This window comes from Pseudomonas sp. GW456-12-1-14-TSB6 (genome assembly GCF_059424205.1).
The window spans coordinates 1-12,624 of record NZ_JBWKZE010000025.1 but is presented as its reverse complement, the minus strand read 5'-3'; the positions used below and the strand labels follow the sequence as shown (position 1 = coordinate 12,624).

General features: G+C 61.3%; 14 protein-coding genes. 6 read left to right on the top strand and 8 right to left on the bottom strand.

Annotated features, from left to right (window positions below; translation table 11 throughout):
* Positions 1-120 precede the first annotated feature (120 nt).
* Positions 121-1,356, top strand: a complete 1,236-nt coding sequence (locus AC07Y2_RS21180) for an aminotransferase class I/II-fold pyridoxal phosphate-dependent enzyme (RefSeq protein ID WP_103386799.1) — start codon at positions 121-123, stop codon at positions 1,354-1,356.
* A 17-nt stretch (positions 1,357-1,373) separates the two neighbouring features.
* Complete coding sequence (locus tag AC07Y2_RS21175) at positions 1,374-2,540, top strand: MFS transporter (protein WP_103386798.1); 1,167 nt, start codon at positions 1,374-1,376, stop codon at positions 2,538-2,540.
* Here the strand turns inward: AC07Y2_RS21175 and yiaY are convergent.
* Positions 2,537-3,685 (bottom strand): L-threonine dehydrogenase, encoded by a 1,149-nt coding sequence (gene yiaY / locus AC07Y2_RS21170; RefSeq protein WP_103386797.1) that lies wholly within the window; start codon positions 3,683-3,685, stop codon positions 2,537-2,539. The genes AC07Y2_RS21175 and yiaY overlap by 4 nt on opposite strands.
* Before the next feature lie 154 nt (positions 3,686-3,839).
* On the opposite strand from yiaY, the gene AC07Y2_RS21165 reads away from it, so the two are divergent.
* Positions 3,840-4,859 carry a DUF4917 family protein gene (locus tag AC07Y2_RS21165; RefSeq protein ID WP_103386796.1) on the top strand — a complete coding sequence of 340 codons (1,020 nt, stop codon included), beginning with the start codon at positions 3,840-3,842 and terminating at the stop codon, positions 4,857-4,859.
* Here AC07Y2_RS21165 and AC07Y2_RS21160 read toward each other — a convergent pair whose 3' ends face one another.
* Positions 4,860-5,402: a helix-turn-helix domain-containing protein gene (locus AC07Y2_RS21160; RefSeq protein WP_085611647.1), complete on the bottom strand. Its 543-nt coding sequence runs from the start codon at positions 5,400-5,402 to the stop codon at positions 4,860-4,862.
* A 108-nt stretch (positions 5,403-5,510) separates the two neighbouring features.
* Here AC07Y2_RS21160 and AC07Y2_RS21155 point away from each other — a divergent pair, with 108 nt between their 5' ends.
* Both AC07Y2_RS21155 and AC07Y2_RS21150 read left to right on the top strand, forming a co-directional pair.
* Positions 5,511-6,293, top strand: coding sequence for an aldolase (locus AC07Y2_RS21155; protein ID WP_064594034.1), 783 nt, complete (start codon positions 5,511-5,513; stop codon positions 6,291-6,293).
* Positions 6,294-6,319: 26 nt separating this feature from the next.
* Positions 6,320-7,201, top strand: a complete 882-nt coding sequence (locus AC07Y2_RS21150) for a dihydrodipicolinate synthase family protein (RefSeq protein WP_103386795.1) — start codon at positions 6,320-6,322, stop codon at positions 7,199-7,201.
* Between the two features lie 53 nt (positions 7,202-7,254).
* On the opposite strand, the gene AC07Y2_RS21145 is transcribed toward AC07Y2_RS21150, so the two are convergent.
* The 4 genes from AC07Y2_RS21145 to AC07Y2_RS21130 all read right to left on the bottom strand — a co-directional run bounded on the left by AC07Y2_RS21145 (position 7,255) and on the right by AC07Y2_RS21130 (position 9,526).
* Positions 7,255-7,779 (bottom strand): hypothetical protein, encoded by a 525-nt coding sequence (locus AC07Y2_RS21145; RefSeq protein ID WP_064383015.1) that lies wholly within the window; start codon positions 7,777-7,779, stop codon positions 7,255-7,257.
* On the bottom strand, positions 7,779-8,423 hold the full coding sequence (locus tag AC07Y2_RS21140; protein ID WP_039772743.1) for a hypothetical protein: 645 nt from the start codon (positions 8,421-8,423) through the stop codon (positions 7,779-7,781). The genes AC07Y2_RS21145 and AC07Y2_RS21140 overlap by 1 nt, the downstream gene beginning before the upstream one ends.
* Positions 8,424-8,577: 154 nt before the next feature.
* The gene (locus AC07Y2_RS21135; RefSeq protein WP_074691056.1) at positions 8,578-8,922 is read right to left on the bottom strand and encodes a YegP family protein; all 345 of its coding nucleotides are present in this window, start codon (positions 8,920-8,922) and stop codon (positions 8,578-8,580) included.
* 22 nt (positions 8,923-8,944) lie between these two features.
* A complete protein-coding gene (locus AC07Y2_RS21130; protein ID WP_007957909.1) occupies positions 8,945-9,526 on the bottom strand; it encodes a DJ-1/PfpI family protein in 582 nt (193 codons plus the stop codon).
* Between the two features lie 169 nt (positions 9,527-9,695).
* Here AC07Y2_RS21130 and AC07Y2_RS21125 point away from each other — a divergent pair, with 169 nt between their 5' ends.
* On the top strand, positions 9,696-10,610 hold the full coding sequence (locus tag AC07Y2_RS21125) for a DMT family transporter (protein ID WP_085605452.1): 915 nt from the start codon (positions 9,696-9,698) through the stop codon (positions 10,608-10,610).
* Here AC07Y2_RS21125 and AC07Y2_RS21120 read toward each other — a convergent pair.
* A complete protein-coding gene (locus AC07Y2_RS21120) occupies positions 10,600-11,832 on the bottom strand; it encodes a class I SAM-dependent methyltransferase (RefSeq protein ID WP_103386794.1) in 1,233 nt (410 codons plus the stop codon). The two genes, AC07Y2_RS21125 and AC07Y2_RS21120, sit on opposite strands and share 11 nt — an antisense overlap.
* 90 nt (positions 11,833-11,922) lie before the next feature.
* Positions 11,923-12,540: a TPM domain-containing protein gene (locus tag AC07Y2_RS21115; protein WP_085605448.1), complete on the bottom strand. Its 618-nt coding sequence runs from the start codon at positions 12,538-12,540 to the stop codon at positions 11,923-11,925.
* Between the last annotated feature and the right edge of the window lie 84 nt (positions 12,541-12,624).

The following is a 12,624-nucleotide window of genomic DNA, read 5'->3' as shown; positions in this document are numbered from 1 at the left end:
CAACAGCCGTCAATGCTATCGGACGCGGCCGATTCTGACCCTGCATAGCTCTCTGTAAAGTCTGGCAACACACACAATTTGCAACACCCCATGGATTGCCCTGCTCAAGGAGAGCTGCCTATGAATCACCTGTCGGAATCCGCCAACACTTTCTCCAATTACCGCAAGGTCATCGCTTTGGCAGACCACGATTGGGAGGCTGCGGAAGCTGGAAAAATCGCCGCCCTCAACGTCGAGGTCAAAGGCTGTAATCACTTGCTCGATCAGCACGGGCGCCAGTTCCATCATTTCTGCACCACCTCCTATCTGGGTCTCGATCACCACCCCGCGCTGCTTGAAGGCGCCATTGCGGCACTGCGTGAAGCCGGTACGTTGCGCGTTGCCAACTCGAAAAACCGCTGCAAGCTGGCGCTGCTCGAACAATACGAAAGCGAGTTGTCGCAATTGTTTGGCGCGGTGTGTCTGACCACTCTGTCCTGCAGCGCCGCGAGCGCCGGTATCCTGCCGCTGCTGGCCAGTGGCGTGTTCACCCAGAACCGCCCGCCGGTGATGGTGTTTGATCGCCTGGCCCATTACTCGATGAATCACCTGAAGGCCAGTTGCGCCGACGAGACCCAGGTATTGACCAGCCCCCACAACGACATGGATTTTCTCGAATCGGTGTGCCAGCGCCATTCCACCGTCGCCTACATCGCCGACGGCGCCTACAGCATGGGGGGCGTCGCCAATCTGGACGGTCTGTTGTATCTGAAGGAGCGTTACGGCCTGTTTCTTTATCTCGATGACTCCCACGCGTTGTCGGCAGTCGGCAGCAACGGTGCCGGTCTGGTACGACCAAGAATGCCGGCGCTGGAAGAGGACTGTCTGATCGTCGCATCTCTGGCCAAATCATTCGGGGCCAGCGGCGGCCTGGTGATGCTCGGGAATGATCGGCAGAAGAAATTGATCCAGCGTTACGGCGGGCCGAGCAACTGGTCGCAGAGCCTCAATTGCGCGGCCATTGGTGCGGGCCTCGCGTCGATCGAGCTGCATCGCAGTGCAGAACTGAGGGCCTTGCAGGTTCGGCTCCAGGCCAATATTCGCCTGTTCGACAGCCTCTTGAGCACCGAACAGCACGGCAGCTCCATGGCCATCCGCTTGATCAACTGTGGCGACGCCGCCCTGGCCAATCGAATCGCCATTGAACTGGCCGAACACGGCTTTTTCACCAGCGCCGTGTTTTTCCCGGTGGTAGCCCAGGGCAAAGCCGCGATCCGCGTTACGCTGCGCGCCGACATGGAATCGACACTGATCCACCACTTCTGTGATTTGATCACCGACCTGTTAATGACTCACGGTAGCGATCGCCACCGCTGAACCTTCACGGACGACTTATGAACCCCGGCCTCATCCTGCTCATCACCTGTTCCACCGTGTTCCTCGCCCAACTGGGCATGAGCATTTATCTGCCGGCGCTGCCACAGATCGCCGGGCATTTGCAGGTCGATGCACCGCAGGTGGCCTGGGGCTTGTCGCTGTACCTGGTCGGCATGGCGCTGCCGATGCTGCTGTGGGGCAGTCTGGCGCAGCGCATCGGCCGCAAACCGGTGCTGCTCGCGGCGCTGGGGATTTATGGGCTGGCGAACCTGGCGTTGCCGCTGGGTGCGACGCTGGAATCGTTCCTGTTGCTGCGACTGCTTCAGGGGATCGGCGCCAGCGGCATTTCGGTGATGGCGCGGGTGCTGATTCGAGACAGCTTTCGGGGGGATCTGCTGGCGAAGGCGTTGTCGTGGATTTCGATTTCGTTCGTTGTCGCGCTCGGGATCGGGCAATACGCCGGTTCGCTCATTCAGGTGACGCTGGGCTGGCAGGCGATCTTTTATCTGCTGGGCGCGGTCAGCCTGTTGATGGCCGCGATAGTCTCGCGCCTGAACTTTCCAACACTTGTCGAAGCGCCCGCAAGCGCTTCGCCGTGGGCGGTCTACCGAACGATTCTGATCCATCGGGCGTTTCTGCTGCCGGCGCTTGCGGGCGGTCTGGGTTATGGCGTGATCATCGCGTTCAACAGCGCTGCGCCAGTGATTCTGCAAGGCCCGTTCAATTGGTCGGCGACGGAATACGGGTTGCTGGGCTGGCCGATCAGCGCCGCATATTTTCTGGGGGCGCTGGCGGTCAATCGCTTTGTGCTGCGTACCGGTCAGCACCGACTGATGACACTGGGGGTCAGCCTGGTGATGGCCGGCACTGGCGTGATGCTGGCTGGCAGTCTGTTGGCCAGCTCGATGGCCTGGTTGCTTTGGCTGCCCTATTGCGTGGCCGTCTTCGGGCAATCGCTGAATTACCCGATCAGCCTCTCACGGGCCAACGATGGCGCGCCGATTGCCGGCGCCTATGCGATGGCCCTGAGCGGGTTCATCCACCAATTGATGGCGGCGCTGATCGGGGCGGTGGCCAGCGTGTTCGCCAGCCCGCAAGCGTGGCCGCTGTCGTTGCTGTGCTGCACTCTGGCGATGGGCGCGCTGCTCTGTACGAGAGGCACGCCCGTTCGCCTGCCCGCTTAAAACGCGCTGCGAAAAATCTCCTCGATCTGCCGCTGATCCGCCGCCCGCGGATTGGTGAAGCCGCAGGCGTCTTTCAGGGCGTTGGCGGCGAGCACCGGGATGTCGGTGCATTTGGCGCCCAGATCACGCAGGCCACCGGGAATCTCCACGTCCCTGGCCAGGCAACGAATCGCATCGATCGCGGCTTTTGCACCCTCCTCCGGGCTGAAACCACGAATGTCGGCGCCCATGGCGTGGGCCACGTCGGTCAGACGATCGGCGCAGACCTGCGCGTTGAATGTCTGCACATGCGGCAGCAATACCGCGTTGCACACCCCGTGAGGCAGATCATAGAAACCGCCCAACTGGTGCGCCATCGCATGCACGTAGCCGAGGGACGCATTGTTGAACGCCATGCCCGCGAGGAACTGCGCGTAGGCCATGTTTTCCCGAGCGGCCAGGTCGCTGCCGTCGCGCACGGCCAGGCGCAGGTTGTTGCTGATCAGGGTCATTGCCTTCAGCGCGCAGGCGTCGGTGATCGGGTTGGCAGCGGTGGAGACGTAGGCTTCGATCGCGTGGGTCAGTGCGTCCATGCCGGTGGCGGCGGTCAGGCTTTTCGGCATGGCGACCATCAGCGCCGGGTCGTTCACCGACAGCAGCGGCGTGACGTTGCGGTCGACGATGGCCATTTTCACGTGGCGGGTTTCGTCGGTGATGATGCAGAACCGGGTCATCTCGCTGGCCGTGCCGGCGGTGGTGTTGATGGCGATCAGTGGCAGCTGTGGCTTGGCCGATTGATCGACGCCTTCGTAGTCGCGGATCTGCCCGCCGTTGGTGGCGCACAACGCGATGCCCTTGGCGCAGTCGTGGGGCGAACCGCCGCCAAGGGAAACCACGAAATCGCAGCGACTCTCCTTGAGCAGCGCCAGTCCTGACTCAACGTTGGCGATGCTCGGGTTGGGCTTGGCGCCGTCGAAGATCACCGAGTCGATGTCCTGCATCGCCAGTTTTTCGGCAATCATCGTCGCAACGCCGGCCTTGGCCAGCCCGGCGTCGGTGACGATCAGCGCCTTGCGAAAACCGTAGTTGCGGATCGCGTTCATGGCGTCGTCAAGGCAGCCGCTGCCCATGATGTTTACGGCGGGAATGAAAAAGGTGCTGCTCATGGCGCGTCTCCTGACTGGGGCCGAATCGACTAGTGCAATTCGGCAGATGCACACAGGATCGACCGATCGGTCACGGCGGATGTTGATCTGGCTCAATGCCCGCTCGTGATAAAGTCGCCGTCCATCTGCCCTTTGTTTTGAGACGTGCCCTGCAATGACCGATTTTCTGGATGTCGACGCCACCCTCGAAGACTGGAACGCGTTGCGCGCCACCACCGACTTCAGCGGCCTGCTGCTGGGCAACGGCGCCAGTCGCGCGGTGTGGGACGATTTCGGCTACGACTCGCTGTTCGAAAACGCACGCACGGTGGAAGAAAAACCGTTGACCCCGTCGGAACTGAGCGTGTTCGACGCCCTGCAAACGCGCAGTTTCGAGCAGGTGCTCGGCGCGCTGAAAACCACCAGTCGGGTCAACAAGGCGCTGGCCGTCAGCTCGGCCGCGCCGCGCAATCGCTACTACGCGATCAAGGAAGCGCTGATCAACACGGTGCACGCGGTGCACATCCCGTGGCGGCTGATCGAAGCCTCGACTTTGGCGACCCTGAACAGTGAACTGGCGCGTTATCGCACGGTGTTCACCACCAATTACGACCTGCTCAATTACTGGGCTTTGCAACATCAGGCCGAGGCGATCGACGACCTGTTCAACGGCCCGGATGCGAGTTTCGATCTGTGCGACAGCAGCACGGACAAACCGCGTCTGCTGTACCTGCACGGTGGCCTGCATCTGGTGCGCAACCAGGACGGCACCGCGCGCAAACTGACCGCCACCGAGGGCACGCTGCTCGGCAGTTTCGCGATCAACAACACGATCAAGACGCTGGACGACGTGCCGCTGTTCGTCAATGAAGGGCCGAGCGCGGACAAGCTCAAGACCATCCGCAGTTCCGATTACCTGTCGTTCTGCTACGACCAGTTACTCAAACACGGCGACAATCTGTGCATCTTCGGCCACGCCCTCGGCGAGCAGGACAGCCACCTCGTGCGCGCCCTGCGTCTGGCGAAGCCGAAGACCGTGGCGATCTCGATCAACCCGCGCAGCGCGGCGTTCATCCAGCACCAGAAACGCCACTACGTCAAGGTGTTCGAGGGCACGGGTGTCGAGTTGCGCTTCTTTGATTCCAAGAGCCATGCGCTGGGCCATCCGAAGCTGTCGGTGCCGGTTGAGGTCTGATCATTCCTCGCCGCTGTGCACCACCACCAGCAACTGCGCCTGCACCTCGCCCACTGAGCGGATGCGATGGGGTTTCTGCGCATTGAAGTGCAGCGCATCGCCCCGTTCCAGCAGCACCCGTTCGTTCACGAAGTCCACTTCGACCTGGCCTTCGTGGACGAACAGAAATTCCTCGCCCAAGTGTTCCTTGAAGGTTTTGTCGGTGAATTCGCTCGGCGGATAAATGATGAACGGCAACAGGCTGCGTTCGCTAACCTGATGGGCCAGCACCGCGTAGCCGGGGCTGTGGTCGTTGGCCGCCAGCGACTGGCGTTCGTGGCTGCGCACCAGGCTGTAGCTGTCGAGGCTGACGTTGTCTTCGGAGAACAGCTCCTCGACTTTCACGTTCAGCGCCTTGGCCAGTTTCAGTGCAGCGGCTATCGACGGCGTGTTCAACCCGCGCTCGACCTTCGACAGGTAACTCTTGGTCATGCCGGATTTCTCGGCCAGCGCCTCAAGGGTTACGCCAAGTTTTTTTCTCAATAATTTCAAACGGATAGACATGCGAAGCGATTAATCCAGCAAAGGAAAGACGATTTGTCCTTGCCAATGACACAAAGTGTCATATAGCCTCTTAAGTGTCATCCATGGCAACCACCACAGGACACGGATATGGCGAAGACATTAGCACTACCCAAAGATGAACTGGTCAAGCAAGCGCTGACCCAGATGCAAAAAACCCTGGCGGATAATACGTGGACAGACCGGCAAAAGCTGGCCCTGACCTGCCGGATCCTGTTCGAAAACGGCCACGATTCGGGCCTCGCCGGGCAGATCACCGCCCGTGGCCCGCAGCCGGGCACTTACTACACTCAGCAACTGGGCCTGGGTTTCGATGAAATCACCGCGAGCAATCTGCTGCTGGTCAACGAAGACCTCGAAGTGCTCGAAGGCCACGGCATGGCCAACCCGGCCAACCGTTTCCACAGTTGGGTGTACCGCGCGCGGCCGGATGTGAACTGCATCATCCACACCCACCCGACGCACATTGCCGCACTGTCGATGCTGGAAGTGCCGCTGCAGATTTCCCACATGGACCTGTGCCCGCTGTACGACGATTGCGCGTTCCTTGAAGGCTGGCCGGGTGTGCCGGTGGGTAATGAGGAAGGCGAGTTGATTGCCGGGGCGTTGGGCGACAAACGGGCGATCCTGCTTTCCCACCACGGGCAACTGTCGACCGGCACGACCATCGAGGAAGCCTGTGTCATCGCGCAATTGATCGAGCGCGCCGCCAAACTGCAATTGCTGGCGATGGCCGCCGGGACGATCAAGCCGATCATTCCCGAGCTCGGCCGCGAGGCCCATGACTGGGTCTCGAAACCCAAACGCCACGCCGCGGCCTTTAACTACTACGCCCGGCAGAACCTGCGTCAGCACGCCGATTGCCTGAACTGAACACTTCATCCTTGCGGAGCACTCTCATGTCCAACATTCACGGCATCATCGGCTACACCATCACCCCGTTCGGCGCCAATGGCGAAGGCGTCGACCTGCCGGCCCTCGGCCGCTCCATCGACCGGCTGATCGCCGGCGGCGTCCACGCCATCGCGCCATTGGGCAGCACCGGCGAAGGTGCCTACCTGAGCGATGCGGAGTGGGACCAGGTCGCCGAATTCAGCATCAAGCACGTGGCCAAGCGCGTGCCGACCGTGGTCAGCGTGTCCGACCTGACCACCGCCAAAGCGGTACGCCGCGCACGCTTTGCCGAAGCCCATGGCGCCGACGTGGTGATGGTGCTGCCGACGTCCTACTGGAAACTCACCGAGGCGGAAATCCTCGCCCACTACCGCGCCATCGGTGACAGCATCGGCGTGCCGATCATGCTCTACAACAACCCGGCCACCAGCGGCACCGACATGTCGGTGGAGCTGATTCTGCGCATCGTCAACGGCGTGGAAAACGTGACCATGGTCAAGGAGAGCACCGGCGACATCCAGCGCATGCACAAGTTGCAACTGCTGGGCGAAGGCCGGGTGCCGTTCTACAACGGCTGCAACCCGCTGGCGCTGGAAGCCTTCGCTGCCGGGGCCAGGGGCTGGTGCACGGCGGCGCCGAACCTGATTGCGCAGCTCAATCTGGATTTGTACGAAGCCACGCTGGCGGGGGATCTCGGCAAGGCGCGGGAGCTGTTCTACCGCCAGTTGCCGCTGCTGGACTTCATCCTCAAGGGCGGCTTGCCGGCGACGATCAAGGCCGGTCTGCGCCTGACCGGTCTGGAAGTCGGCGATCCGCGTTTGCCGGTGTTCCCGCTGGCTGAGGCCGGGCGTACGCAATTGCAGGCCTTGCTGAACACCTTGCGTTGAACGAAAAAAATCCCGCCCGGTTTACGCCGGGCGGGATTTTTTGTGGCCGTCGATCAGAGGCTGGCGGCGCGCTTCATGGCTTCGCGGTGGAACGGCTGATCCTTGAGAATCTGCGCGATGAACGTGTCGCTGATCAAGCGCATGTGTTCGAACTGACCGCCCGAGGCATTGAATGCGCCGCGCCAGGATTCGGTGTGATTCTTCACGGTGTACACGCCCAGTATCTGCTTGCCATGGCTGAGGCTGAACACCACCGTGCTGTCGAAACTCACCGGCACCGGCACCAGAAACAGAGTGAAGGCGCTCAGAAGCATCTGCGGCTGAATCCCGCCGACATCGCTGTTGGCAATCACCAAAACGTTGTAGCCGTCTTCGCTGCGGCCGGCCTTCACTTCTTCAAAGGTGCCACGCCGACGCAATTCGTCACGCAGCATCCAGCTCGGCATGCCGATCACACTGACGTTGATGGCCGGCAATTGCTGGCTGCTGTAATCGACGTCCGGCGCCTTCAGCGAATGGGTGGCCTGGCAGCCACCGAGCAGCAGAAGCAAGCCCAGAAGCAGACGTTTGATGAGCATTAGAATTTCCCCGAGAGCATGGCTTTGTAGACGGAGGCGCTGGTGCCGTTCTCTTCACGAATAAACGGTGTGGCGGTGTACAGGTTCGGCATGTCCAGTCGTTGCAGGCCGGGTACTTGCGGATATCTGGCGCGGACCAGCGCGGCGTCGCGTTCGAGATGATCGCTGTGCAGAAACAGGCAGGTGCTGTCGCTGGGGGACACGCAGCCGGCACGGAAGTCACCGATGTAGTAAGCCTTGCCCGCTTCAAGCTGCATGCCGATGGTGAAGTCTTCACGGCTCCAGGACACCGATCTGCCGCGATCGAATCGCACGTTGTAGATCTCGTAGCGACCGGGTTTGAGCGGCATCACGAACAGCGTGCCGATACCACGACCGGTCTCGCGCACGTCTCGTGCGGTACGAGCATAGAACTCGTTGTGCAGGCGCGCGCTGGCGAATTCGTCACTGCCACGTTTGCGGATCAGCAGCATCTGTTCCTGGGCCGCATAGGATGCTTTTGGCCAGATGCCGACCACGCCCACCAGATACGCGGTGCCGGAATCGGCACTCGGTGCGAGTTCATCATCGATTTGGGTCGGGGACAGGCTATAGCAGCCGCTCAAGCCGAGCAGCAGGGTCAGGACAGCGAAAAGGCGGATCATCAGTGGGAAAACTCTGGCGGCAGTTGTTCAAAAATTCCGCGAAAGAGTCATCTCGGCGCCCCTTCCATGGATTGGCGGCGGAGGATAAGCGAAATGATGGCACATAGCCAGAATTCAGTCGCCAAGGATTTGGCGACTGAACGTCATGGGTGGTTCAAAGCACCGGCAGGGTTTTGTCCTTGATCACCTTGGACGGCCCGTTGGCCTTGACGCTGGCGATGCCTTTGGCACACGCCGCGTCCGATGAATAGGATTCGCTGCTGCCGATGATCTGGTGATTGGCCGCCTTGAGGTTGAAGTAGGGGTGACCGTCCTTCGTCGATTTTTTCTCGTAGCGTTCGTCCAGCGGGCTGTTGGCCTGCACCGAGGCGATGCCGTTTTCGGCGGCCGTGCGGCTGGTGTACAGCTCGCTGGTCAGAATGGTTTCGGCGTTCGCCGCTTTCAGTACGAACCTGTACTGGCCGTTGCTGCTTTTGCTCAACTCATACCATCCGGACATGGTGTTTCTCCTTTTCGATGTGTCACAGGGTGATTTTGGTTCCAAGCAACCCGAGGAACCCGGCCAGCCATTTCGGGTGCGCCGGCCAGGCGGGCGCAGTGGCCAGGTTGCCCTGGACATGGCCGTCCGTGACCGGGATGTCGATGTAGGTGCCGCCGGCCAAGCGCACTTCCGGGGCACAGGCCGGATAAGCACTGCACTCGCGACCTTCGAGAATCCCCGCCGCCGCCAGCAGTTGCGCGCCGTGACAGACGGCGGCAATCGGCTTGCCGGCCTTGTCGAAAGCGCGCACCAGTTCGAGGACTTTTTCGTTCAGCCGCAGGTATTCCGGCGCACGCCCGCCGGGCACCAGCAAGGCGTCGTAATCCTTGGCATCGACCTTGGCAAAATCGAAGTTCAGGGCGAACTGGTGACCGGGCTTCTCGCTGTAGGTCTGGTCGCCTTCAAAGTCATGGATCGCGGTGCGCACGGTCTTGCCGGCGGCCTTGTCCGGGCACACGGCATGCACGGTGTGACCGACCATTTGCAGGGCCTGGAACGGCACCATCACTTCGTAGTCTTCGACGTAATCGCCGACCAGCATCAGTATCTTTTTCGCGGCCATGGGCAGGACTCCTCTGGTGAATGCGCAGGAATATTCACAGTAGCCCAAGGACCGCGATGGCGTTCGCAAACTGTATGGATAACTCTGCGCTCAGCTGTAACAGCCCGACTGCCGTGGTTTGTGGCTAGATGAAGACACCTTCCTGTCATCTTCGAATCTGGTTGCCCTCATGTCTTCGCGCGAAAACACCGGCATGGCCCTCGGCCTGCTCGGCGTGGTGATTTTCAGCCTCACCCTGCCCTTCACCCGCATCGTGGTGCAGGAACTGCACCCGCTGCTCAATGGCCTCGGCCGCGCGTTGTTCGCGGCGATTCCGGCAGCAGCGCTGTTGTTGTGGCGACGGGAAAAGTGGCCGACCTGGAAGCAAGTCAAAGGCCTGAGCCTGGTGATCGCCGGGGTGATCCTCGGTTTCCCGGTGCTGTCGGCGTGGGCCATGCAGACCCTGCCGGCGTCCCATGGCGCGCTGGTCAACGGTTTGCAGCCGCTGTGCGTGGCGCTTTATGCGGCGTGGTTGTCCCATGAACGTCCGTCGAAAGCCTTCTGGGCCTGCGCCGCACTGGGCAGTGCGCTGGTGCTGGGATACGCGCTGTACACCGGTGCCGGCAGCATTCAGGCCGGGGATTTGTTGATGTTGGGTGCGATTGCGGTGGGTGGTCTGGGTTATGCCGAGGGCGGGCGTCTGGCCCGGGAGATGGGCGGCTGGCAGGTGATCTGCTGGGCGCTGGTGCTGTCGACGCCGCTGCTGATCGGCCCGGTGCTGTACCTGGCGTTGCAGCATGAGGGCGCGGTATCGGCAAAAACCTGGTGGGCCTTCGGCTACGTCGCACTGTTTTCGCAATTTCTGGGGTTCTTCGCCTGGTACGCCGGGCTGGCCATGGGTGGCATTGCCCGGGTCAGTCAGATCCAGTTGTTGCAGATCTTCTTCACCATCGCGTTTTCCGCGCTGTTCTTTGGGGAACACGTGGAGCCGATCACCTGGCTGTTCGCCTGCGGCGTGATCGCGACGGTGATGCTCGGGCGCAAGACCGCGGTGCGCCCGGCTCAACCGGGCACGTTACCGGCGGGGGTTCAGCTCAAGCCTTGAGCTTCAGCAAACCGTCAGCGAGCAGCAGGGTTTCGAGGCAGTGCTCGCTGATCTGGTAGAACGCTTTCAATTCCTGGATTTTCACCAGCAGCTGAGTCGGGTCCACCGGCTCGGCGCGCTTCACGGCGAGGATCATCTTGTTCTTGTTGGTGTGGTCCAGCGAGATGAACTCGAACACCTTGGTCTCGTAACCGCAGGCTTCGAGGAACAGCGCGCGCAAGCTGTCGGTAACCATTTCCGCCTGCTGGCCCAGGTGCAGGCCGTATTGCAACATCGGCTTCAGCAGCGCCGGGCTCTGGATCTGCAAGCGGATCTGTTTGTGACAGCACGGCGAGCACATGATGATCGAGGCGCCAGAGCGGATGCCGGTGTGGATCGCGTAGTCGGTGGCGATGTCGCAGGCATGCAGGGCGATCATCACATCCAGGTCGCTCGGCGCCACGCTGCGCACATCGCCGCACTTGAACACCAGCCCTGGGTGTTCCAGCTTCGCGGCGGCGGTGTTGCACAGGTTGACCATTTCTTCACGCAACTCGACGCCGGTGACTTCGCCTTCGGCCTTCAGGGTGTTGCGCAAATAGTCATGAATGGCAAACGTCAGGTAACCCTTGCCCGAACCGAAATCCGCTACACGCACCGGTTTGTCCAGGGCCAGCGGCGACGAGGTCAGCGCGTGGCTGAAGACTTCGATGAACTTGTTGATCTGCTTCCACTTGCGCGACATCGCCGGGATCAGCTCATGCTGGGCGTTGGTCACGCCCAGATCCTTGAGGAACGGTCGGTTCAGATCGAGGAAGCGGTTTTTCTCGCGGTTGTGCTCGGCGGACGGCACTTCGCGTAATTGCTGGGGTTTGCTCATGAACAGCGAGCTCTTGCCCTTTTTGCTGTATTCGAGCTGGGCTTCGTCCGTCAGCGCCAGCAAATGCGCATTTTTGAACGCCGCCGGCAGCAGCCCGGCAATCGTCGCCACCGCTTCGTCCAGCGGCAGGTTCTTGGTGATGTCGCGGGTCTTGTAGCGGTAAACGAACGACAGGCACGGCTGCGCCTTGACCGTCACCGGTTTGATGATGATCCGCTGCAGATCCGCTTCTTCACCGACGTACTTGGCCAGCACCAGTTTGATGAAGCCGTTCTGTTCGAGGCTGGTTTGCAGCAGCTCGATGAACCGGGCGTGGTGATCGGGCGCCGGTTTGGCAGATGCGGAGGGAGCGATAACGGACATGGGAAAAAGCGGCCTCGGACGGGCAAATCGGGAATGGGCGCTAGTTTAGGGGGGATGGCGTTCGAGGGCACGGCTAATTTCCCGAACGGCTTATCCCAACACCACCAACCGATTCGGCAACTCATTCCTCACCTGCGTCACCGGCACATGCACCTTGAGCAACTCGCCGCACGCCTCGATACACGTGACAAAGCCCTGCAACGTCTGCCCCTGCCGTACCTGCTCGGTAAACGCCGCGACAATCGAATCCCAGCTCTTGTTATCCAGCTTCTTGGAAATCCCCTCATCCACCAGAATTTCCACATACCGCTCCGCCTCGCAGACAAAAATCAGCATGCCAGTGCTGCCCACCGTGTGATGCAGGTTCTGTTCGAGAAACTGCCGCCGCGCTAGGTTCGAGGCGCGCCAATGCCGGACGTGGCGCGGGATCAGGTGAGTGGTGACTTTGGGCAGACGAAACACCAGGCACAGCACGACAAAACTGACCCACTGCACCAGCAACAGGCTGTGCATGGTCAGCCAGCCGGTCAGGTAATGCACGATCCCCGGCACCACCAGCGCCAGCAGGCTCGCCCAAAGCAACGGGATGTACGCGTAGTCGTCGGCGCGGGCTGCGAGCACCGTCACCAGTTCGGCGTCGGTGTCGCGCTCGACCCGGGCGATGGCCTCGGCGACCTTGCGTTGTTCGTGTTCAGTCAGTAATGCCATGTCGTGAAGTGCCTGCTCATTATTGTTATCACCAGCCGCCGGAGGACCCGCCTCCGCCGAAACTGCCACCGCCGCCGCTGAAGC

Coding starts and splice junctions, on each gene's coding strand:
- AC07Y2_RS21165 (WP_103386796.1), top strand. CDS start 3,840: ATGACCGATTTTCTGGATGTCGACGCCACCCTCGAAGACTGGAACGCG.
- AC07Y2_RS21180 (WP_103386799.1), top strand. CDS start 121: ATGAATCACCTGTCGGAATCCGCCAACACTTTCTCCAATTACCGCAAG.
- AC07Y2_RS21150 (WP_103386795.1), top strand. CDS start 6,320: ATGTCCAACATTCACGGCATCATCGGCTACACCATCACCCCGTTCGGC.
- AC07Y2_RS21140 (WP_039772743.1), bottom strand. CDS start 8,423: ATGATCCGCCTTTTCGCTGTCCTGACCCTGCTGCTCGGCTTGAGCGGC.
- AC07Y2_RS21175 (WP_103386798.1), top strand. CDS start 1,374: ATGAACCCCGGCCTCATCCTGCTCATCACCTGTTCCACCGTGTTCCTC.
- AC07Y2_RS21130 (WP_007957909.1), bottom strand. CDS start 9,526: ATGGCCGCGAAAAAGATACTGATGCTGGTCGGCGATTACGTCGAAGAC.
- AC07Y2_RS21125 (WP_085605452.1), top strand. CDS start 9,696: ATGTCTTCGCGCGAAAACACCGGCATGGCCCTCGGCCTGCTCGGCGTG.
- AC07Y2_RS21145 (WP_064383015.1), bottom strand. CDS start 7,779: ATGCTCATCAAACGTCTGCTTCTGGGCTTGCTTCTGCTGCTCGGTGGC.
- AC07Y2_RS21155 (WP_064594034.1), top strand. CDS start 5,511: ATGGCGAAGACATTAGCACTACCCAAAGATGAACTGGTCAAGCAAGCG.
- AC07Y2_RS21160 (WP_085611647.1), bottom strand. CDS start 5,402: ATGTCTATCCGTTTGAAATTATTGAGAAAAAAACTTGGCGTAACCCTT.
- AC07Y2_RS21120 (WP_103386794.1), bottom strand. CDS start 11,832: ATGTCCGTTATCGCTCCCTCCGCATCTGCCAAACCGGCGCCCGATCAC.
- AC07Y2_RS21135 (WP_074691056.1), bottom strand. CDS start 8,922: ATGTCCGGATGGTATGAGTTGAGCAAAAGCAGCAACGGCCAGTACAGG.
- yiaY (WP_103386797.1), bottom strand. CDS start 3,685: ATGAGCAGCACCTTTTTCATTCCCGCCGTAAACATCATGGGCAGCGGC.
- AC07Y2_RS21115 (WP_085605448.1), bottom strand. CDS start 12,540: ATGGCATTACTGACTGAACACGAACAACGCAAGGTCGCCGAGGCCATC.